General features: G+C 66.8%; 25 protein-coding genes and 2 tRNA genes. 2 read left to right on the top strand and 25 right to left on the bottom strand.

Annotated elements, in window-relative coordinates; all coding sequences use genetic code 11:
• Positions 1 to 57: 57 nt before the first annotated feature.
• From KZ498_RS07060 to KZ498_RS06965, 20 genes are all read right to left on the bottom strand, one after another.
• Positions 58 to 1,644 carry a hypothetical protein gene (locus KZ498_RS07060; protein ID WP_312617972.1) on the bottom strand — a complete coding sequence of 529 codons (1,587 nt, stop codon included), beginning with the start codon at positions 1,642 to 1,644 and terminating at the stop codon, positions 58 to 60.
• 176 nt (positions 1,645 to 1,820) lie between these two features.
• Entirely contained in the window at positions 1,821 to 2,573 is a 753-nt protein-coding gene (locus KZ498_RS07055) for an isopentenyl phosphate kinase (RefSeq protein ID WP_312617971.1), read from the bottom strand.
• On the bottom strand, positions 2,570 to 3,553 hold the full coding sequence (mvk, locus tag KZ498_RS07050) for a mevalonate kinase (RefSeq protein ID WP_312617970.1): 984 nt from the start codon (positions 3,551 to 3,553) through the stop codon (positions 2,570 to 2,572). The genes KZ498_RS07055 and mvk overlap by 4 nt, the downstream gene beginning before the upstream one ends.
• Before the next feature lie 55 nt (positions 3,554 to 3,608).
• Complete coding sequence (locus tag KZ498_RS07045) at positions 3,609 to 5,789, bottom strand: PAS domain S-box protein (RefSeq protein ID WP_312617969.1); 2,181 nt, start codon at positions 5,787 to 5,789, stop codon at positions 3,609 to 3,611.
• Positions 5,790 to 6,096: 307 nt separating this feature from the next.
• Positions 6,097 to 7,434 (bottom strand): cytochrome P450, encoded by a 1,338-nt coding sequence (locus KZ498_RS07040; protein ID WP_312617967.1) that lies wholly within the window; start codon positions 7,432 to 7,434, stop codon positions 6,097 to 6,099.
• 70 nt (positions 7,435 to 7,504) lie between these two features.
• A complete protein-coding gene (locus KZ498_RS07035) occupies positions 7,505 to 7,885 on the bottom strand; it encodes a DUF5518 domain-containing protein (RefSeq protein WP_312617965.1) in 381 nt (126 codons plus the stop codon).
• 56 nt (positions 7,886 to 7,941) lie between these two features.
• Positions 7,942 to 8,325, bottom strand: coding sequence for a DUF5518 domain-containing protein (locus tag KZ498_RS07030; protein ID WP_312617964.1), 384 nt, complete (start codon positions 8,323 to 8,325; stop codon positions 7,942 to 7,944).
• Positions 8,326 to 8,433: 108 nt separating this feature from the next.
• The gene (gene rpsB, locus KZ498_RS07025) at positions 8,434 to 9,243 is read right to left on the bottom strand and encodes a 30S ribosomal protein S2 (protein ID WP_312617963.1); all 810 of its coding nucleotides are present in this window, start codon (positions 9,241 to 9,243) and stop codon (positions 8,434 to 8,436) included.
• The gene (eno, locus tag KZ498_RS07020) at positions 9,240 to 10,445 is read right to left on the bottom strand and encodes a phosphopyruvate hydratase (RefSeq protein ID WP_312617961.1); all 1,206 of its coding nucleotides are present in this window, start codon (positions 10,443 to 10,445) and stop codon (positions 9,240 to 9,242) included. Before eno ends, rpsB begins: the two co-directional genes overlap by 4 nt.
• Positions 10,446 to 10,447: 2 nt before the next feature.
• The gene (locus KZ498_RS07015; protein WP_004516796.1) at positions 10,448 to 10,621 is read right to left on the bottom strand and encodes a DNA-directed RNA polymerase subunit K; all 174 of its coding nucleotides are present in this window, start codon (positions 10,619 to 10,621) and stop codon (positions 10,448 to 10,450) included.
• Complete coding sequence (locus KZ498_RS07010) at positions 10,618 to 10,818, bottom strand: DNA-directed RNA polymerase subunit N (protein ID WP_023843157.1); 201 nt, start codon at positions 10,816 to 10,818, stop codon at positions 10,618 to 10,620. The genes KZ498_RS07015 and KZ498_RS07010 overlap by 4 nt, the downstream gene beginning before the upstream one ends.
• Before the next feature lie 12 nt (positions 10,819 to 10,830).
• A complete protein-coding gene (locus KZ498_RS07005; protein ID WP_004516798.1) occupies positions 10,831 to 11,229 on the bottom strand; it encodes a 30S ribosomal protein S9 in 399 nt (132 codons plus the stop codon).
• Entirely contained in the window at positions 11,223 to 11,660 is a 438-nt protein-coding gene (locus KZ498_RS07000) for a 50S ribosomal protein L13 (protein WP_312617957.1), read from the bottom strand. Before KZ498_RS07000 ends, KZ498_RS07005 begins: the two co-directional genes overlap by 7 nt.
• Complete coding sequence (locus KZ498_RS06995; RefSeq protein ID WP_312617956.1) at positions 11,657 to 12,007, bottom strand: 50S ribosomal protein L18e; 351 nt, start codon at positions 12,005 to 12,007, stop codon at positions 11,657 to 11,659. The genes KZ498_RS07000 and KZ498_RS06995 overlap by 4 nt, the downstream gene beginning before the upstream one ends.
• A 24-nt stretch (positions 12,008 to 12,031) precedes the next feature.
• Positions 12,032 to 12,116 (bottom strand) — tRNA-Leu (locus KZ498_RS06990).
• 104 nt (positions 12,117 to 12,220) lie between these two features.
• Positions 12,221 to 13,000 carry a DNA-directed RNA polymerase subunit D gene (locus KZ498_RS06985; protein ID WP_312617955.1) on the bottom strand — a complete coding sequence of 260 codons (780 nt, stop codon included), beginning with the start codon at positions 12,998 to 13,000 and terminating at the stop codon, positions 12,221 to 12,223.
• A 3-nt stretch (positions 13,001 to 13,003) separates the two neighbouring features.
• A complete protein-coding gene (locus tag KZ498_RS06980) occupies positions 13,004 to 13,393 on the bottom strand; it encodes a 30S ribosomal protein S11 (protein WP_004516802.1) in 390 nt (129 codons plus the stop codon).
• A complete protein-coding gene (locus KZ498_RS06975; protein ID WP_312617953.1) occupies positions 13,390 to 13,905 on the bottom strand; it encodes a 30S ribosomal protein S4 in 516 nt (171 codons plus the stop codon). The genes KZ498_RS06980 and KZ498_RS06975 overlap by 4 nt, the downstream gene beginning before the upstream one ends.
• On the bottom strand, positions 13,905 to 14,441 hold the full coding sequence (locus KZ498_RS06970; protein WP_312617951.1) for a 30S ribosomal protein S13: 537 nt from the start codon (positions 14,439 to 14,441) through the stop codon (positions 13,905 to 13,907). The genes KZ498_RS06975 and KZ498_RS06970 overlap by 1 nt, the downstream gene beginning before the upstream one ends.
• A gap of 21 nt (positions 14,442 to 14,462) precedes the next feature.
• Positions 14,463 to 14,547: transfer RNA gene (locus KZ498_RS06965), tRNA-Ser, on the bottom strand.
• A 218-nt stretch (positions 14,548 to 14,765) separates the two neighbouring features.
• On the opposite strand from KZ498_RS06965, the gene KZ498_RS06960 reads away from it, so the two are divergent.
• Entirely contained in the window at positions 14,766 to 15,065 is a 300-nt protein-coding gene (locus KZ498_RS06960) for a hypothetical protein (RefSeq protein WP_312617950.1), read from the top strand.
• Positions 15,066 to 15,222: 157 nt separating this feature from the next.
• Complete coding sequence (locus KZ498_RS06955; protein WP_312617948.1) at positions 15,223 to 16,284, top strand: Mrp/NBP35 family ATP-binding protein; 1,062 nt, start codon at positions 15,223 to 15,225, stop codon at positions 16,282 to 16,284.
• A gap of 64 nt (positions 16,285 to 16,348) precedes the next feature.
• Here the strand turns inward: KZ498_RS06955 and KZ498_RS06950 are convergent, their stop codons facing one another.
• The 5 genes from KZ498_RS06950 to cofD all read right to left on the bottom strand — a co-directional run bounded on the left by KZ498_RS06950 (position 16,349) and on the right by cofD (position 19,926).
• A complete protein-coding gene (locus KZ498_RS06950; protein ID WP_004516807.1) occupies positions 16,349 to 16,540 on the bottom strand; it encodes a 30S ribosomal protein S17e in 192 nt (63 codons plus the stop codon).
• Positions 16,541 to 16,728: 188 nt separating this feature from the next.
• Positions 16,729 to 17,355, bottom strand: a complete 627-nt coding sequence (locus KZ498_RS06945; RefSeq protein WP_312617936.1) for a DUF447 domain-containing protein — start codon at positions 17,353 to 17,355, stop codon at positions 16,729 to 16,731.
• Positions 17,352 to 18,215: a triphosphoribosyl-dephospho-CoA synthase gene (locus tag KZ498_RS06940; protein ID WP_312618513.1), complete on the bottom strand. Its 864-nt coding sequence runs from the start codon at positions 18,213 to 18,215 to the stop codon at positions 17,352 to 17,354. The genes KZ498_RS06945 and KZ498_RS06940 overlap by 4 nt, the downstream gene beginning before the upstream one ends.
• The gene (locus KZ498_RS06935; protein WP_312617934.1) at positions 18,188 to 18,934 is read right to left on the bottom strand and encodes a tRNA-dihydrouridine synthase; all 747 of its coding nucleotides are present in this window, start codon (positions 18,932 to 18,934) and stop codon (positions 18,188 to 18,190) included. Before KZ498_RS06935 ends, KZ498_RS06940 begins: the two co-directional genes overlap by 28 nt.
• Positions 18,934 to 19,926 (bottom strand): 2-phospho-L-lactate transferase, encoded by a 993-nt coding sequence (gene cofD / locus KZ498_RS06930; protein WP_312617933.1) that lies wholly within the window; start codon positions 19,924 to 19,926, stop codon positions 18,934 to 18,936. The genes KZ498_RS06935 and cofD overlap by 1 nt, the downstream gene beginning before the upstream one ends.
• Positions 19,927 to 20,000: the final 74 nt, after the last annotated feature.

Genomic DNA, 20,000 nt, shown 5'->3' with positions numbered 1-20,000 from the left:
GTGCGCTCGGTTACTCCGGTGTACAACGGCGCTTCTTAAAACGGTGTGGGTTCGTCGCTACTCGTCGTCTAAGGCGTCCGAGAGCGGGTCGTCGTCGCTTGAGACGTCGAAGCCAGTGATACCCTCGTCCGCGAGCGTCGAGTCCTCGGCGTCAGTCGTGGCGTCCTGAGCCTCCGTCTCGCCCTGGACGCGTTCCTCGGCCCCGGAGTCGGGTTGCTCGGTATCGCCGCCGCCGAACAGGTCGTCCGTCGTCCGCGGCCCGCCGGACGTGTCCGGCTCGCTGGACTCGTCGAACAGTCGAGTGTCCGCTGGCACGACGTCCTGGTCCCCCTCGTCAGCGTCCGGGGTGTCGGAGCCGGTTGGCTCGCTGTGGCCTTCAACTCCGCTCGCCCAGCCGTCGTCCGGTGCTGACTCGTCGGCTGGCGCTTGCTCGTCGGTACTCCAGTCCTCGGCCGGGGGTTCCTCGCTCCCTGTGTCGAACTCCGCAGGGTCCGGCGGGGTCCATTCCTGTGGCTCCGTGCTCGTCTCCGACTCCTCGCCGGAGTCCTCCGCGAGCAGGTCTCGGTCGGACTGCTCGCCGGGTTCGGACTGGGACGCCGTTTCCGAGTCGGCGGAGAAATCCGCCGAGGACGGCTCCGCGGCGGAAGTGTCGTCCGCCGTCTCAGGGTCCGGCCCGGCAACGGTTTCCGCCGGCTGTTGGTTCGACGGCTGTTCGTCCTGCTCCGCTGGGGCTGGCTCCGTCGCGTCTTCGTCTGTCGCCTGGGCCATCGTGTCCTCGGCTGACGCTGTCTCCGGTGTGTCGTCGGTCGACGCGGTATCCGGTGTGTCGTCGGCTGCGAGCGAGTCAGCATCCACAGGTGGGGCATCTGCCAGCGGGTCATCCTCGGCCGCCGTCATCAGAGCGTCGTCTGTCGCTGTGTCCGGAGCGTCGTCAGCCGTCGTCACCGGAGTGTCATCCGTTGCCGCCACGGCATCGTCATCCGCCGCCGTCGCCGGAGCGTCCTCAGCCTCGGCCGCTGCAGCCTCGGCGACATCAGACGCCGCTGCTCCGCCGGACGGTTCAGTGTGTTGCTGTGTGGACGCGCGTATTCCCGGTTCACCGGCGGCGTCGGCGTCCGGGTCGGAGTCAGCGACCGGCTCCGACACCCCGGATTCGGCCGTCGCTGGCTCGACAGCCGCCGGCTCCTCGGCCGGCTCTGTCTCCTGGGAAACCTGTGGTTCGGGCTCGGTCGGCTCCGGCGTCGGTTCGTCGGAGTCCGCGGCCGGTTGGGCGGCGGGCGCAACACTACCATCGGTTGTCTCAGTTGCGTCTCGGTCACTCGCCGGGGAACTGCCGGCTCCCGTACCGATCCCATCCCGCTGTGCTGTCTGGGCGGCGAGTGTGCCCGCCATCGTCGCGTCGGCGATGAGCTTGTGGGCCAGGCCGAGCAAGCCCGAGAGCAACAGGAGTCCGCCGAGCGCGCCGACGACGATGCCGAGGACTGCACGATAGCCCGCGTTCCCCGCGAGCGAACCGAGCGACCCGTTCTGTATCAGCACGGCCCCTGCAACGATGAGGCCGCCACCGACGCCGGCGACGACAAGTAATGTACCGAGAAACTTCGTTCCGTATCGATAGACGTCGGTCAGGCCTACTGCAGACATAGTCGCATAATTGATAACAGAGGACAAATATGTTACGACGGTCGAGGAAGTGATATTTAGTTTACCAGTCTGTCAGCGGCGGGCACGGATACCGCTGAATCAGTCACTTGTGACCCGCTACTGTTCGAATCGCGTTCTACGCTGAATTCCCATCAGCGACGGCGAAAACGGTCCTATCAGTTGGCAGCATCACCAGTGATAGTCGTCCCCGGAGTATCACCGGCGAGAAACGCGGGGAGCGCGTCGGGGCCGAACACGGCGGCGGGGACCGAGAGTGCAAGCAGCGCACGGACCTTGCCCGCCATCCCGCCCGACACGTCCGTCGCGTCGCTCCCGCCCAGTGCCGATTCTACGGCCTCGAACGACGCGATGCGGTCGATGACGGTCCCGTCCTCGCTCAGGACGCCGGGAACGGTCGAACAGACGCCGACGCGGTCCGCGTCGACGGCGGGCGCGAGTTCGACGACCAGTTCGTCGCCGCTCAGGACCGTCGCGCCCGCACCGGCGTGTGCGACGAGGTCACCGTGGAGAACCGGGACGAACCCCTCGCCGAGAAGCGTCGTGACCTGTGCCGTCGGCAAAGAGAGGTCGCCGTCGGCGTCGCGTGCGGCCGCCGAGAACGGGTGGACCGGAACCGCCGGCACACCCGCGTCGGTGAGTGCGTCCACGACAGCGGCGTTGAGCCGACACATCGCGCCGTGGATAGCCCGGACACCGTCCACGTCGTGGGTCCCCTCGGTCGTGCTGACCCCGTATTCGGCGGCGTGATGGTGACCGAAGCTCCCGCCGCCGTGAACGACGACGATGTCGTCGCCGACCGTCGACTCGGCGACGGCAGACACCGCGTCCGACAGGGCGGCCCGGTCGACCGTCTCGGGCTCGTCCTTGTCGGTGATGACGCTCCCGCCGAGTTTGAGGACGACCGTCATTCCTGCCGGACCCCGTCGGTGTCCAGTTCGGCCCGGAAGACGCTCTCACACCCCGGTGTGTACTTCAGCGCCGTGAGCGCGTCGTCCGTCTCGTCCAGCGCGACGATACAGCCGCCGCCGCCGGCCCCGGTGAGTTTCGCGCCGTGCGCGTCGGCGTCGCGGGCCGCCCACACCATCGAGTCCAGCGACCGCGAGGAGACGCCAAGCGCCGAGAGCAGTCCGTGGTTGAAATCCATCAGCTCCCCGAGCCGCTCGTGGTCGCCCGTTCCCAGCACCGCCTCGCCCTCGCGGACGATATCGCCGATTGTCCCGACGGTGTCGGCGGCGAAGTCGTACTCCTCGCGGAGGTCTCGGACGCCGGCAACCAGGGCCCCGGTGTCGCCGGCCCCGCCGTCGTAGCCGATGACGAAGGGGAGAGTGTCGATGCCGTCCAGCCGTCGGCAGTCGTCGCCCTCAACGCGGACCGCCCCGCCCATGGCCGAGCAGAACGTGTCCGCCCGCGAGGCCTGCCCGTCCTGCACCTCGTGTTCGACCCGGTAGGCGCGGTCGGCGATTTCACTTGTCGGCAGTTCGACACCGAGTTCCCGGGTCGCCGCGTCTATCGCGGCGACGACGAGCGCGGCCGACGACCCCAGCCCCGCCCCGAGCGGGATGTCGCCCTCGACGGATATCTCGAAGCCCGCCTCGGGCGCGTCGGCCGCGTCACGGGCCTGTGCCACCGCCTCGTTGACGTATCCCATGCCCGCCTCGACGAGCGATTCGGCGACGTCCACGTCCGGACGGCTCTCCCCGTCGCCGGAGTACTCGACCGTGAAGCCGTCCAGTTGCAGGTCGTTCGCGTGGATGCGCAATCCCTCGTCGATCTCGGTTGCCGTCACGTGCACTCGCCGCTCGATTGCGCAGGGCACCGCCGGCTCGCCGTAGACGACCGCGTGCTCCCCGAACAGGTAGACCTTCCCGGGAGCGCTCGACGTGACCATACCCGCTCGTGTGCACCCAGGGCGTTAGGCGTTTTCGGAGTCGACGGTCGGGACACTATCCGGAAATGGTGTCGACGTCAGTGAACTCGAAGCGCGCGCCGCCGTCGGTGCCGCTGCCGACGCGGACCGGCCAGCCGTGGGCCTCGGCGACCTGTTTCACGATACTCAGCCCGAACCCGGTCCCTTCGACCGCCGTCGAGTAGCCGGCGTCGAACACGTCTCCGCGGTCGGGTTCGGGGATGCCAGGGCCGTCGTCCTCGACGTAGAACCCGTCGGCCAGTTCGCCCACGGTCACGGTCACGTCGTCGCCGCCGTGTTCGACCGCGTTTCGGATGAGATTCTCGAACAGTTGTCTGAGGCGGCTCTCGTCGGCGCGGATGGACCGGTCTATGTCAGTTCGGAGCGTCGCGGCTTTCGTATCGACGTTTTGCCAGCACGTCTGGACGAACGGTTCGAGGTCGAGCAAGACGAGCGACGCGGGCGACGCGCCGTCGCGTGCGAGCGTGAGCAGGTCGTCGATGAGCGTATCCATCCGCTGGTGTGCGCTGTCGATGGCGTCGACGTGCTCGCTGTCGGACTCCTCACGCAGGAGTTCGAGCCGGCCGCGCGCGACGGTCAGCGGGTTCCGCAGGTCGTGGCTGACGACGCTGGCGAACTGTTCGAGCTGTTCGTTCTGCCGTTCGAGTTCCTGCTCGCGCTCCTTGCGGTCCGTGATATCGCGACTGATCGCCAGGAACCGGTCCTCGCCGTCGAGGCTCAGGCGGAGCAGATGGACCTCGACGGGCATCGTCGACCCGTCGCGGCGTTCGTACAGCCCTTCGAACTTGCGGCGCTCGTGGACGCTGAACCCCGAAAGCTGTGTCTGCACGTCCTCGGCGTCGAACTTGAGGTCGAACTCCCAGATTGACCGCCCGAGCACCTCGCTTTCGTCGTACCCCAACTCCGCGCAGAACCGCTGGTTCACGTCGCGGATCGTTCCGTCCGCGTCGAGCACGTCGATCATGTCCGGTGAGTTCTCGAAGAGGGCCTCGAGCCGTGACGACGTCTCCTCTAACCGTCTCTCGCGGCGTTTCCGCTCCGTGACCTCCTGTTGGAACCCGACGTAGTTGACGACTGCCCCGTCGTCGTCGCGCACCGGCGCGATCCGGATCTTGTTCCAGAACTCGGACCCGTCTTTCCGGTAGTTCCGGAGTTCGACCGTCACGCGCTCCTCTGCGTCGATTGCGTCCCGCATCGTGGCGACGGGCTCCGGGTCTGTGTTCTCGCCCTGAAGCATCCGGCAGTTCTCCCCGAGCAATTCCGGGAGCGAGTAGCCAGTGAGGTCGCGATAGTGGTCGTTGGCGTATATCAGCGGGTTGTCCGGCTGGCCGGGGTCAGTGATAGTGACGCCGACCGGGGCCTCGTCCATCGCGCGTTTGTTCCGGAGGAGCTTCCGTTCGCGCTCTTTCCGGTCGGTAACGTCGCGCGCCACGCAGACGACGCCGTCGATGGCGCCGGCGACAAGTAGCGGCGTGAGTTGATACGCGACCACCGCGTGTCCGTGGCCGGGGAACTCCGCCTCGATCTCGCCGCTGAGTTCGTCCCGCGTGCCGTCGAGCAGTTCCTGGTAACGGTCTGTCTCGCCCTCGGCCCGAACACGCGGAACGAGTTCGCTGGTCCGGCCTTCCAGGTCGGCACGTGTCGTGTCGTACCACTCCGCCAGCGCCTCGTTGACGGTTTCGAACCGCCCTTCGGCATCGTAGATGCAGGCCGTCTCCTGCATGGAGTTGACCATCCGCTCGTAGCTCTGGAGCGCGCGGTTCTGCTCGGTGGTCGCCTGCTTCGAGCGGTGGTGCTCGACGGCGTCCGTGATTCGGGTCGCCAGTTCGGCGTGCTGTTCGACGCCTGGTTCTTTCCGGAGATAGTCCGTGACACCGGCCGAAATCGCCTCGCTGGCGACCGCCTCGCTCCCCCGGGCGGTGTAGATTATAAACGGGAGGGCCGGGTACTCGTCGCGGACCGTTTCCAGTAGCTCGATACCGTTCTGTTCGGGCGGGTCGTAGTCGGAGACGAGGCAGTCGACGGCACGGTCAGCCAGTCTCGCCGCAACGTCGGCGCCGGTGCTCACCGTTTCGACCGTGAGACGGTCGCTCTCGCGTTCGAGAGCCGTTGACAGCGTCCCGGCGTCGCCCGAGTCGGTGCCGACGTAGAGGACTCGGATTCCGTCCGTCCCTTCGACCCCGGTGTCAGACGTCATGCGGTGACCCGTTCGAATTCAGGGGACCGTCCCGGGACGGACCTGGTCGCAGGGCCGCCACAGACAAGGCGGGACGGTTGTAGCCTGTGACGTTCTTTGGCGGAGTCATGATAGTGAGATGGGCGGCTGTAAGCGTGGTCTCGCTGCAGTGACCGCCAGCTGAAACCGGTCACCGGAGAGACGCGTGGGTCCGCCGTTGTTGCAAGCATGCACGGGGTTGTGAAGTAAATAGCTGATGACCGAATCCCTGTCACGTCGGGCCCGGGCTGTGGCAGGCGTCGCCGCAGTGGTTGTGCCGAGGTCCGCGTTACCGTTCCTGCACGCGCATCAACATGTCCTGGCGGGGATGGGCAGTCAGCGACGGCAGCAGTTCCAAGGGCGTCTCCCCTTGGAACTCCAGTCGGTACTGGCTGGCGGTGGTTGCGACAATGAGCTGAGCTTCCAGCATGGCGAGATGTTTCCCGATACAGTGGCGCGGCCCGCCACCGAACGGGAAGTAGGCGAACCGGGGGCGCTCGCTGGCTCGCTCGGGCCTCCAGCGCTCCGGGTCGAACGTCTCGGGGTCGTCGTAGAACCGCTCGGAGCGGTGGACGCCCCACTGTGGGACCATCAGCGTCGTCCCCGCCTCGACCTCGTAGCCCGACAGAGTCACGTCCTCGGTCGGCTCCCGGAAGATGGTGTACACTGGCGGGTAGAGCCGCATCGCCTCCTGGATAACCCATTCGAGGTAGTCAAGTTCGCGGACGTGTTCCATCCCCGGCCGGTCGTCGCCGATGACGGCGTCCAGTTCCTCGTGGACCCGCTGTTCGGCCTCGGGGTGTTCAGACAGCAGGAACCAGGTGTAGGTCAGCGTCAGCGCCGTCGTGTCGTGGCCCGCGAGCAGCATCGTCATCATCTCGTCGCGGAGCTGGTCGGGCGACTGCTTCCCGTCGTCGCGAGCACGCAGGAGCACCGACAGGAAGTCCATCGGTCCGTCTTCGTCCGTCCCAAGCGAGTTCTCGCGGACCGCGATGATGTCGTCAAGCACCTCGTCCAGCGTCCGCACGGCGCGGTCGAACTCGGCGTCGTCGGGCATCGGCATCCACTGCGGCATGGCAAAGCGGATGGGGTCCGGCTCGAACCGCTGGCCCAGCGGCAGCAGTTGCTCCTCGATGGTCTGTACCCGCTGTTCTGAGAGCTCGACGCCCATCATCAGGTCCAAAATCACGTCCAGTGTGACCCGGGTCATCGACCGCTCGGCGTCGATGACGTCGCCGTTAGACCAGTCGGCGATGCGGTCCTCCGCGTGGCCGGTGATGCGGTCGGCCATCCCCGAGAGCCGCGCCATCGAGAAGGCGGGGTTTGCGAGCTTTCGCTGCTGCTCCCACGTCTCGCCCTCGCTCAGCAACAGTCCGTCGCCCAGCAGGTCCCCCAGCGCGTCCCCCTGAAAGTCGGGCTTGCGGAACCGGTTGGCCTCCGAGACCAGCACGCGCTCGATCGCCGTCGGGTCACACAGCATGACCGTGTCCATCGGCCCCATGTCGAAACGGGCGACGTTTCCGTATGCCCGCTCCAGCGCCGAAATGAACCGGAACGGGTCCCGAGCGTACGTGCGACTACTGCCGAACAGCGGTTCGCCCTTCGGTCCGGGCGGCGTCTTTGACATCGATTTACGTTAGTGTCGAACACGCTTGAATGGTATGCCAAATGTCTTGAAGCGGCCGGTTCAGGCGGGTTCAGAGCCAGCGGTCGGCGTCTAGTTTCCAGTCAGTGTGTCCCGATACCCAAACGCCGCCGAGGCCACCCAGAGCGCTCAGGCCGACGGTGTACAGCAGAAAGAAGCCGAACACGAGCGCCAGAAACAGCTCGTATCCGGGCGCTCCCGGCGGGATTCCGAACCCCAGGCGACCGGCGATGTACAGCGCCGGGACGAAAAGGACGAGCAAGGGGACCATCGCGAAGACGCCGGCGAGCGTTCCCAGCCAGAGCCCGGTCCGGTAGCCGCCCCCGTGGTTCGCCACGGCGGCGGCGCCGCCGGCCACCGACGAGAAGGGGATAAACGACAGCGCAACCGTGACGAGGGCCCCGATACCGGCGCTGGTCACCGACTCACGCATATGCGTTCCCGGTAGTGGAGCTCCGTGATGTAGTTACCGACAGCGCGGCCGGCCGGTCAGTCGCCGATAGTCGTGTCGTATTTGACGTAGTTGCCCAGCCAGCCGCCGAGCGCGCTCAGACCGAGGAAGTACGCGGCCGTCATGACCGTTCCCAGGACGAGGACGAGTAGCCCCATCGCGCCGAACACGCCGAGTGCCTCGGGAACGAACGCCAGGAACGCGGCCAGGAAGACGAACACGACCACGAAGAAGACAAGCGAGATAGCCAGCCCGATGACACCGGACAGCAGTCCGACGCGGACCCCGTCGTCTCGCTTGCCCCCTTCGAGATAGCCGGCTATACCGCCGCCGAGTAACGGCGCGAGCGGGACGAACCCGCTCAGCAGCGCAGTCGCGACGGCACCGATGATAGCGTTGACGAGCGTGTCTCCCTCTCCCATTTGCCGGCCCTACTCCGGGCCCCGTAGTAGGTCTTGTGCTGGTCTGTGTGGGTTGGTGTTGCCACTCACTGTCACCGGGCCGGAAAACGAAACGAAGCAACAGCGGCGTCAGATGTCGGACTCGAAGTCGTCGAGTCCGTACGTCGGTTCGGCACCGCGGCGGTCGAGCGTCTCGTTGGCCAGCAGCCAGTAGACGACCGACAGCGCCTTGCGCCCCTTGTTGTTCGTCGGGACGACCAGGTCGACGTTCGACGTGGTGTTGTTGGAGTCACACATCGCGATGACCGGGATACCGACCGTGATGGCCTCCTTGACAGCCTGGGCGTCACCGATCGGGTCGGTGACGACCACGATGTCAGGCTCGATGTAGCCGTCGTAGTCGGGGTTGGTCAGCGTGCCGGGGATGAACCGGCCGGTGCGGACGCGTGCGCCGATCGCTTCGGCGAACTTCTCGGCCGGGAACCGGCCGTACTGGCGCGACGATGCGGCCAGGATCTGCTCCGGCTCGTAGTTGGCCAGGAAGTCCGCGGCGGTGCGGATGCGCTCGTCGGTCATCGAGACGTCCAGCACGTACAGCCCGTCGGTCCGGACGCGGTGGATGAACCGCTCCATGTCCTGGGTCTTCTGCTGGGTCCCGATGTGGACACCGGCGCCGAGGTAGTCCTCGACGGGGATGAGGAGGTCGGCCTCCGACTGCTCGTCGGGCATGACGTCCTCGTCCAGCTGCGGGCCGGCAGCCTCGTCGGCGTCGGCCTCCGTGTCGTCGTCGGTTGGTTCGGCCTCCGTCGCCTCCGCGGCGTCGTCGGCGGGCTGTTCGGCTTCCGTTTCGGTCTCCGCGTCGACCGCTTCGTCGTCCTCGTCGGACGGGTCGAAGTCGGAGTCGGACGCGTCGAGACCTTCTTTTTCGTTGCCGCTCATACTGCGTTGTCCTCGATACGGATTAGTTCATTCAGCTTTGCTGTGCGCTCGCCGCCGACCGCGCCGGTCTTGATGAACGGTGCGTCAGTGGCGACAGCGAGGTGTGCGATTGTCGTGTCTTCCGTCTCGCCGCTGCGGTGGGAGACGACGGACTCGTAGCCGCTTGCCGTCGCCAGTTCGATGGCGTCGACAGCGTCGGTGAGCGTCCCGATCTGGTTCGGCTTGATCAGGATGGAGTTCCCGGCGTCGGCGTTGATACCGGCCTGCAGGCGCTCGACGTTCGTGACGAACAGGTCGTCGCCACAGACGAGCGTCTGGTCACCGACCTGTTCGGTCAGGTCGGCGAAGGCCTCGTAGTCGTTCTCGTCGAGCGGGTCCTCGACGTAGACGAGGTCGTACTCTTCGACCTTCCCGGCGATGTACTCTATCTGCTCTTCGGTGGACTTGACGCCGTCGTCGTAGACGTAGCCGTCCTCTTCGGCGTCGTACAGTTCCGCGCCGGCGACGTCGAGGCCAAAGGAGATAGCGAAGCCGAAGTCGTCGGCCACTGTCTCGACGGCCTCGTCCATGATTTCGAACGCTTCGTCGTCCGAAACCGAGGGTGCCCAGGCCCCTTCGTCGCCCTTGCCCGCTGGCAGGTCGCGGTCGGCCAGGATGTCGTGGACCTCCTGGTGGACCGCGGCGTTGGCGAAGACGGCCTCTTCGACGCTCGGTGCGCCGACGGGTGCCGCGAGGAACTCCTGGATGTTGGTCGCGTCCGCGGCGTGTTCGCCGCCGCCGATGATGTTGCCCAGCGGCGTCGGGTACTCGTTGCCCCGGAACGTGCCGCCGAGGTGCTGGTACAGCGGTGCGCCCAGCACGTCAGCACCGGCCTTTGCGGCCGCCATCGAGATGGCGACCGCGCTGTTGGCCCCGATGCCCGAGAAGTCGTCTGTGCCGTCGGCGGCGTGCAGCGCCGCGTCGACGTCACGCTGGTTCCCGGCGTGGACCTCGCCGATGAGTCGCGGGAGTGCGTCCTCACGAGCGTTGGCGATAGCTTCGTTGGCGGGGAGTTCGATGGCCTCGTACTCACCCGTGCTTGCGCCGCTCGGTGCCTTGCCACGACCGAAGCCCCCACTCTCGGTGAGAACGTCGGCCTCGACGGTCGCGTTCCCGCGGGAGTCGAGGACGCGGCGGAGTCGGATGTCAGTGATGAGCGTCATCGTTAATCACTCCTGTTGACCGTAAACGGTAGGACGCCAGCGTCGTACTCCTCGGCGGCGATGAGTATCGGCTGGGTGTGTTCCGTCTCGATGAGCACGGGAGCGCCGTGGGCCAACTGCAGCGCTCGTGCGCCGAGTTTGCGGGCCTTCTCGTAGCGGCTTTCCTGTGCGTTCATTGGTAGGGTGAGACGATGTCGACGAGGTCTTTGTGCGAGACGAGCATCCGGCGACAGCAGTGCCGCTCGACGCCGAGTTCGTCGAGAACCTTCTCCGGGTTCTCGGGCTCCTCGGCCTCGCGGGTGCGTGCCTTGAACTCCTCCCAGTGCTCGCCGACGACGTTACCGCACGTGAAACACCGAACCGGTACCATCATGCTTGAATCACCTTAGCGGTACGATTTCTGGTAGCGGGCCCGCGCACCGGGGCCGCCCCACTTCTTGGGTTCGGACTGGCGAACGTCGTTGACCAGCAGCGAGCGGTCGAACTCCATGAACGCGTCGCGGAGTTCGGCGTCGTTGGTGTGATCGACGAGCCCGCGAGCGATGGCGGTCCGGGCGGCGTCTGCCTGCCCCATGACGCCGCCACCTTCGACGGACACTTCCACGTCGACCTCGCCGCGGAGGTCGTCCTCGGCGATGCGGAACGGTTCCAGCATCTTGAGCTGCGCCAGCTCCGGGTCGACGAGTTCGACCGGCTGCGAGTCGATACGCACGCGGCCCTCGCCCTCGCGAACGGTTGCGCGGGCGACGGCGGTCTTCTTCTTGCCAGACGTGTTCGTTACCATGTCTTGTTCGCTCCAAGCGTTTCGCTGATCTCGCCCAGCGTGACGAACTTGATGTTCGACAGTCGGTCAAGCGACGTCCCGTCCAGGACTTCGCCGTCCTCGTCGTACGGGTTGCCGAGGTAGACACGGACGTTCTCGAACGCCTCGCGGCCACGCTGCTTCTTGTGGGGCAGCATGCCGCGGATGGTGCGTTTGAAGATGCCGTCCGGTCGCTTGGGGTAGAAGTACCCGTTGTCGTTACCGATGTCGACACGTTTCTTGTACTTCTCCGTGATCTGCTCCTCTCGGCCGGTGATCACGGCGCGTTCGGCGTTGACGACGGCGATCGTCTCGCCGTCGAGTGCCTGTTCGGCGACCTGTGATGCGACGCGGCCCATGATACAGTCGCGGGCGTCGACGATGACATCCGCGTCGAACTCTGCGACGCTCATCGGATCACCCGGACGTGGGAGCCTTCTGGGTTGTTTTCGATTGCCTGTTCGAGTGATACAGCCTCTCCAACCTGGTCGATCTTCGTCTCGGCGGTTCCGGAGAAGTCGACGGCGGCGACGGTGACGTCCTTCTGCAGGACACCGGAGCCAAGCACCTTGCCGGGCACAACGACGGTTTCGTCTTCCTGGGCGTATCGTTCGATACGGCCGAGGTTGACTTCCGCGTGTGTGCGCCGTGGCTTCTCTAAGCGCTCGGCGATGTCGCCCCAGACAGCACCGCCCGAACTGCGGGCGGCTGACTTCAGGTCGGCGATGAGACTACTGAGTCTCGGGTTCGTCTTACTCATATGATTCCTCCGTTGTGGGAAAAGTGCAGGGAGCAGGATTTGAACCTGCGGACCCCTACGGGACAGCGCCCTGAACGCTGCGCCGTTGGCCAGACTTGGCTATCCCTGCGCGCGATTGTTCGTTTTGCGTGCCCCGTAAAACCCCTTTCGGTCCTCGCGCTCGGGGAGCGGGCGGTCATCGGTAGTGGTGGGGTGTGTCGGGGCATTGTGTCGTTACAGCTGGACTGCGTCTTTCAGTTCGGTCGCGCGGTCACGCAGCGTCTCGACCGCGCGCAGGACCAGTTCCTCGGTGGTGAACGACCCGTCCGTCTCGACGTGGAACACGAACGCGTTCGGCACGTCCGAGACCTCGACGTCCTTGCCGGGGTACCGGTTCCGGAGGTCGTTGTCGAACTCGTCTGTCGCGACGAGTTCGCCGTCGGTGGCGTCGCCGGCGGCATGTTCGGCCGCCTGCTCTTCGATGACGCCACGCAGGATGTTCGGGTCGTCGTCCTCGAACTCGCCGAGGTCGCCGACGACCTCCACCCGCTGGAGGTGTCGGTAGCCGACGGCCACGCCGCCCTGGTGTTTGGCGTGTTCCCGACCGGTATCGAGGACGGCGTCGGCCTCGACTTCGAGGCGTTGGCCCTCCTTGAGGTCGATGATCGGGATGTTGTCGTCGGCCGCCTCGACCATCGGGTCCGAGGAGACGAGGTCGCTGGAGTAGGCCGTGCTCGGCCCATCGACGGACAGCGACAGCGTCACCTCGTCGCCGATCTCGAAGTCGTCGAGGTCGGTCGTCAGCGGGACCAGTCCCAGTCGGAGACCGATCTGCTCGTTGAACATCACGCTGGTGTTCTCGATGACGCGGACGGTGTCGATACTGAACGTCGGCACGTCCGCGACCATCGCTCGCCGGATACCGTTGGCGAAGGCCGGCGTGATACCGCGCACGAGGATGCGGGCCTCGCGCTCGCCGCGTTCGACGAACTCAACCTCGTAGTCCTGTGTCATTGGTTAGAATCCGGAGTTCTTGGGTGCACGAGTGCCGTCGTGCGGGGTCGGCGTGACGTCCTCGATGCGACCGATTTCCAGCCCCGCTCGGGCCAGTGCGCGAATCGTCGCCTGCGCACCCGGACCGGGCGAGGTCTGGAGGTTGCCGCCGGGGCCACGGACCCGTACGTCGACGCCCTCGACGCCGCGGTCGAGAGCTTTCTCCGCAACGACCTCGGCCATCTGCATCGCCGCGTACGGCGACGCTTCGTCGCGGTTCTGCTTGACGACCGTCCCGCCGGAGCTCTTCGCGAGCGTCTCCGCGCCGGTCTGGTCGGTGATGGTGATGATCGTGTTGTTGAACGATGCGTGCACGTGGGCGATACCCCAGATGTCTTCGGTTTCTTCGCTCATTCTTGGGCCTCCGCGCGCTCAGGGTGGAGTTCGTCCGACAGCGAGCTGTGCTCGTCGAAGCCGACCGAGTCCTCGACGGTGGTCTCCACCGTCATGCCGGGTCGGGTGACGCGAGCGTCGTCCAGCACGATGTGTCCGTGGACGATGAACTGGCGGGCCTGCTCGGGCGTGTTCGCGTAGCCCTTGCGGTAGACGACCGTCTGCAGGCGACGTTCCAGCACGTCGGTCACGTCGAGCGACAGCACGTCGTCGAGCTGGTCCTGCTCGTTGAGGATGCCGTAGCGCTTGAGCCGGGCGAGGAACTCCGCGGACTCGGTCTCGTGCTCGCCGGCGCTGCCCAGCAGCTTCCGGGCCTCGCGGCGGTAGCCACGAAGCTCGGACTGTGCGCGCCAGAGCTCTTCCTTGTTCTTCAGGCCGTAGCGGCCGAGGAGGTTGGCCTCGTCGGCGATACGCTCGCCCTGGAAGGGGTGGTTCGGCGTCTCGTAGAACTTCGTGTTCGAACCGAGCGCCATTATTCGTCATCCTCCGCGGCGGCGGCTTCCTCGGCCTGCTCTTCCTTGATCGCCTCGACGTTGACGCCGATGGTCCCCTCCGTCCGGCCGGTGGACTTGGTGCGCTGTCCACGGACCTTCTGGCCGCGCTTGTGGCGGACACCGCGGTAGGAGTCGATCATCTTCATGCGGTTGATGTCCTGCCGGCGGGTGAGCTGGAGGTCGTTGCCGGTCTGGTGGGTGGTCTCACCGGTGAAGTAGTCCTTCTGGTGGTTGGCCATCCACTCGGGCACCTCGTCGGCGAAGTTCTCGACGTGATCGACGACGCGCTCGATGACGTCGTCGTCGAGCTTGCCGAAGACCGCACGCCGGTCGACGTCCGCCTTCTGGGCGATGATTCGGGCGGCCCGGTGGCCGATACCGTTCAGTTCTGTCAGTGCTCGCTCGACGGATTTCGTCCCGTCGAGGTCTGTCTGTCCGATACGGACGAAATAGCGGATGTCCTCCTCCTCGTCGGCATCCGCGTCCTCGCCCGCGTTGGGGTCTTCTGCACTCATATGTAGGTACTGGTGGGTGAGCGTCGTGGCGGGGATTCGAACCCCGGAGGCTGTACGCCACAGAGTTAGCAACCCTGCGCCTTGGGCCAGGCTTGGCTACCACGACACACGTTCTATGACACTCGCGCCCGCAGCACGCGGACTCGGGGGCCGGTCCCCCTACACGAGTCTATCCGACTCTATTCCGGGGTTGTATTTAAACGCAACGAAGGGGGCCCGCCGCGTGACTCCGAGTCATACCTACTGAGACATGCAATACCAAACACTACCACACGTGTCGGATGCCAGCACAACACATTCGTCGCTGGAAGCCCACGTCGGCGTATGCACCGACGCGTCACCGACGGCGGCAGCAGCGTCGACCCGACCGACCGAACGGCAGTCCGTGACCACCTGGAGCGGTTCGCGGGGTCAGACGCCGTTACCGAGGCGGACGACGGGACGCTCCGGGCCGACCTCGGCGGCCGGACCCACGTCGCGGTGGCCCCCGACGGCGCGATAGACACCGGGATGCCGCTGCACTCCTTCGCCGGAAGGCCGGAACGGCCCGTGTTCGACCACGACAGCGGCGAGCTTCGGGCAGAACTCGACGACGAGAGTGTCTACGTGTTTCGACGCCCCTGAGTCCGACTCGACCTCCGTACCCACGGACAGTGGTTTTGATTCCGTACACCCGCGTGGGTAGCGGAAAACCGGACCCCTTCCAGCTCTGTTCAGTTCGTTGCTGCCGTGGTCGACGGTGTCACAATCCTTATCGCACCTCCGGGACCTACTCCTGTGCATGAATACAGACGACGTACGCGAGCGCCTGCGAACGGTCGAGGACCCGGACCTGGGAGCCGACATCGTGTCGCTCGGGCTGATAAACAGCATCGACGTGACCGACGAGGCTGTCAGCATCGACCTGGCGCTCGGTGCGCCGTACTCGCCGACGGAGACGAACATCGCGAACGAAGTTCGCGAGGCGCTCGCTGACGTGGACCGAGAGATAGACCTCTCAGCGAGCGTCGACCGCGGCGTCCCAGAGGCTGAGGACCCGCTCCCGAAGGTCAAGAACGTCATCGCGGTCGCTTCGGGCAAGGGCGGCGTCGGCAAGTCCACGGTCGCGGTCAACCTCGCCGCCGGCCTCTCACGGCTCGGTGCTCGTGTCGGCCTGTTCGACGCCGACGTGTACGGGCCGAACGTCCCGCGGATGCTCGACGCCGACGAACAGCCGCGCGCGACAGAGGACGAGGAGATCATTCCCGTCGAGAAACACGGGATGAAGCTGATGAGCATGGACTTCCTCGTCGGCAAGGACGACCCGGTCATCTTCCGCGGCCCGATGGTCGACAACGTTCTCACGCAGCTCTGGGACGACGTGCTCTGGGGCGAACTCGACTACATGGTCGTCGACCTGCCGCCGGGGACCGGCGACACCCAGCTGACGATGCTCCAGCAGGTGCCCGTCTCCGGAGCCGTCATCGTCACGACGCCCGAGGAGGTCGCCCTCGACGACGCCCGGAAGGGGCTCCGGATGTTCGGTCGCCACGAGACCCCGGTGCTTGGCATCGTCGAGAACATGTCGTCGTTCGTCTGTCCCGACTGTGGCGGCACGCACGACATCTTCGGCAGCGGCGGCGGCCGCGAGTTCGCCGACGAGACGGAGATGCCGTTCCTCGGCGAGATCCCGCTCGACCCCGAGGTCAGGGAGGGAGGCGCAACCGGGGAGCCGCTCGTTCTCGACGAGGACAGCGAGGTCGGCGAGTCGTTCCGCGACATCGCCGCCCGCACCGCCAACATGCAGGGCATCATCCACCGGAAGCGTCAGAGCGACAGTCAGCCCGCTCAGCCCGAGCAGTAGCGGGCCGGCGTCGGTGAGAGCAGATGCTCAGGTGCCGGGAGAGACAGAGAGAGAAAGAATCGAGTTACGCTTCGACCGGGTTGTTCATCTTCCGGGTGACGTAGCCGGCGATGCGGTTCCGGACACCCTTGGACTCGATGTTTGTCAGTTCCTCGACGACGTCCTTATTGTGTTCGAAGTCGGCACCGAAGGCGTCGGGGTATCGCTCCATGAGGAGCGTCCCGGTCTTCTTGACGTAGGCGGGTTTGATTGCCATGCGCGGTACTTGCTTGGTCGCACTCAAAAAGGGTTCGGAACGGACCACGCACGCGAACCCTTATCAGGAGGGACGGAACGACTCGGAGCCGTGCGCTGAGTCACCGTGGCAGGGTACGCGGTAGTGCGACACAGCCTGTCACGGGCCGTCATGTGTCGCCTGTGTGCCCCTCATTCCGTGCGGCGTCCCTACCACTCGGCGTCGACCAGGTCGCGCACGCGCTCGAAGGCCGCTCGCTCGCGCTCGCTGCCGGCCGTGTCGACGACGGACTCGAAGTACGCGAGACGGTCCAGCAGCGTCTCGCGGTCGTAGCTCGGCACGTCCAGCCGCGAGGCCGCGACAGTCGCCTCGACGACGGCGGCGTGGCCGCGGTTCGTCGTCGGCACGACGCGGCGCTCGACGGCGCTGTCGACGGGGTGCAGCGCCCACTCGACCCACTGAGTGTCGCCCTCTGTACCGGAGTCACGCCGCACCGCATCCACTTCGACCCACGCGTCCGCACTGTCGAGGACGGGGTCGCTCTCTTCACGAACCGACAGCGCCGCCTCGGCGAAGTCCACCGGGTCACGCGTGAACTGGACGTAGCCGCCGCCACGCTCCCGGAAGTTCCGCCAGGTTCGGGTCCGGCCCCACGTCGTCGCCGTGGCCGGCCCGTCGCCGTCCGGCGCATGCACACCCAGGGCAGCGACGTTCCAGCGCTCGTTCGGTCCCAGCGTGGTGACGACAGTCTCGGAGACGCCGGCGAGAGCGACGGGCCACTGTGTCCCTGAGCTACCGGAGTCCGGGCCACCGTCCTCCGGGGGGCCCTCGGTCACACGTCGAGCCCCCGTTCCAGTGCGACGAACAGCGCGCCCGCAACGATATCGGCGGTCGTTCCGGGGTTGATGTCTCGCTCGACGAATTCCGCGGACAGGTCCGTGGCATCCTCCTCACCGTCGAGAACGGCCTGTGCCCGCTCCTGTACCTCCGCGGCGGTTTCGCGGTCCTGCCGCGTGACGACGAAGGTGTCCGGTTCCGCCGCGAGCAGTTCGAGGAAGACATCGGACGCGCGGTCAGCGACCGGGCCAGACCCGTCACGGAGCGTCTCGCTGGCCTCGAACACGCGCTCGAATCCGGAGACCCACTCCGCGGCCACGCCGTCGACATCGGCGCTCGATTCCATCACGTCGAACAGCGTCAGCCCGCGCGCCCGAAGTTCCGGAACCGCGTCGCTTCCGCGGCGAACGTCGAGCGGTTCCAGCCCGTCCGGCGGGTCGTCGACGGCCACGTCGACGTGTTCGAAGGCCCGATAGAACGCCGCCGCGTCCTCGACGGTCGTCTCACGGACCACGGCGTCCACGCCAGACGGCGACAGTCGCCCGTCCGCGGCCGCGGCCGCCAGCGGCGTGAGCACCAGCAGTGCTCCGAACTGGGTGTTCCCGCCGGACTGTCCGGCCATCCCTTCGACGGCCGTCTCGAACGCGGGGCCGATAGGGTCGCCGGCTGCTGCGCGGTCGAGCCCCGTACGTGCCCCCACGGCACCGGCCATGAAATGCTCGAACCGGAGGTCGTCGTACTCCCGCTCGCGGTCGACGTTGCCGGGCTTCGGCGTGCCGCTGACTTCCAGCAGCAGTGCCAGCTGGGCGTTCTGCCCGACCGACCGGTCGCTCACGGTGACACCTCCTCGGCGAACCAGTCGGCGGTCGTCGCTCGGATCTCCTCGAGTATCTCCGGCTTGTCGCTCGCGCGACCGACGCTGACGGCGTCAGCGCCGTACGAGAGGTACTCGCGTGCCGTCTCCGCCCCTCGAACGCCGTTGTTCGCGACGACGAACAGGTCGGTGGCGTCGGCCACGTCGGCGACGACCGACTCCGAGTCCATCGCGTCGACGTGGAAGCCGTCCCCGCCGGCCGCCTCGATGGTCCGAGCGACATCTGGGAGTGAGACGTCGGCGAGCTCGGCGCGGCCCTTCACCGAAACCGTCGCGCCTGTCGCCGCTGCGGCCGCCACGAACTCCGCAAGCCGGTCCGGCTCCCGGAGCAGCGACTCGCCGGCGCCGGCGGCGCACATCTCGTCCTGCCGGCAGTGGGCGTTGATCTCGATTATTGCGCCGTGGCGCTGACAGACGACGGCGGCCTGCTCGACGGGGTCGAGCGTCGCGCTCCGGACGTTGAACGCGGGACGCAGCGGTGCGTCCGCGAGCGCGCCGAGCTGGGCGTCGACGAACGCGACCGGGTCGGCGGGCAGGAACTCGGAGCGGTCGCGGTCCGCCATCGCCCGGGCGGCTTCGCGGGTCCGGCCATCGAGTGCGATACCGCCGAGGAACGCACACCCGACGTGGGACTCGACCGCGCGGGCCCACGACGCGTCGGCCTCGCCGCTCAGACTCGCGAGGGCGACTCGCGGCTCGAACATCAGGCCACCTCCGAGAGGGCCGTCTCGACGGCGCGGTTCACCCGTTCAGCGTCGGTCGCGTCGTCGAGGGTCGTGTCGGTTCGGACGACCGGCACGTCGAGCGGCGTCGAATCGTCGTCGTCCAGCACGAACGCGTCGGCGAAGGGATACGCCTCGGCGACGCCGGCAGTACTGGGCTCTAGGCCCACGCCGGCCATCAGGTCCGCCGCCGGCCCCGAGAACACCGTGTCCTCGATAAACGGCGAGACGGCGACGACCGGTGTCTCGCGCAGTGCCTGTTCGATATCGTCGAGTGCAAGCATCGGCCCGAGCGAGGTCACCGGGTTCGACGGACCGATGACGACGGTGTCGTCGAGTGCGGTCAGGACGGCGTCCGTCGCGCTGGCCGCCTCGGAGCCTCGAAACGCCACGTCCTCGACCGCCGGCTCCCCGTTGTGACCGACCCACCACTCCTGGAAGTGCATGGGACCGCTCGGCGTGTGGATGATGGACGCGACGGGGTCGTCGCTCATCGGTAGCAGCGTGCGGTCCAGACCGAACGCGTCGGCAAGCGTGCGGGTCACCTCGGTCAATGACCCGCCCTCGTCAAGCAGCGAGGTCCGCGTGACGTGGACCGCGCGGTCCCGGTCGCCAATGTGCATGAACTCCGCGACGCCGGAGAAACGCCGCCAGCGAGCGATGTCCCGGCCCGCTGTCTGTGCGTCCTCGGGGAGGTATCGCGGGCCGCCATCGAGCCCAGCGGCGTCGGCGAGCCGTGTCAGCTCGGCGTGTGTCTCGGCGGTGTCGTCGGCGATACCCCACCACGTCTCCCGGTCGAGAACGTCACCGTCCAGAAACAGGACGGTATCGAGGTCCGGACAGACCAGGTGTCCCCCTAGCTCGATATCGTCGCCGGTGTTGGCGACGACAGCCGTCGCCGCCGGCGAAAACACGTCGTCGGCACCGGCAAGGAGCTTCGGCGTTCCCGTCCCGCCGGCAAGAAACGTCACCATGTCTCGACGTAGGGGGAACTGACAGTATAAACGTGGCCACTGAAACTGGTCGGGGCCCGCGGATTCACGTCCTG

Source organism: Haloarcula sp. 1CSR25-25, assembly GCF_032027985.1.
GTDB lineage: Archaea > Halobacteriota > Halobacteria > Halobacteriales > Haloarculaceae > Haloarcula.
This window is presented reverse-complemented; position numbering and strand designations above follow the sequence as displayed.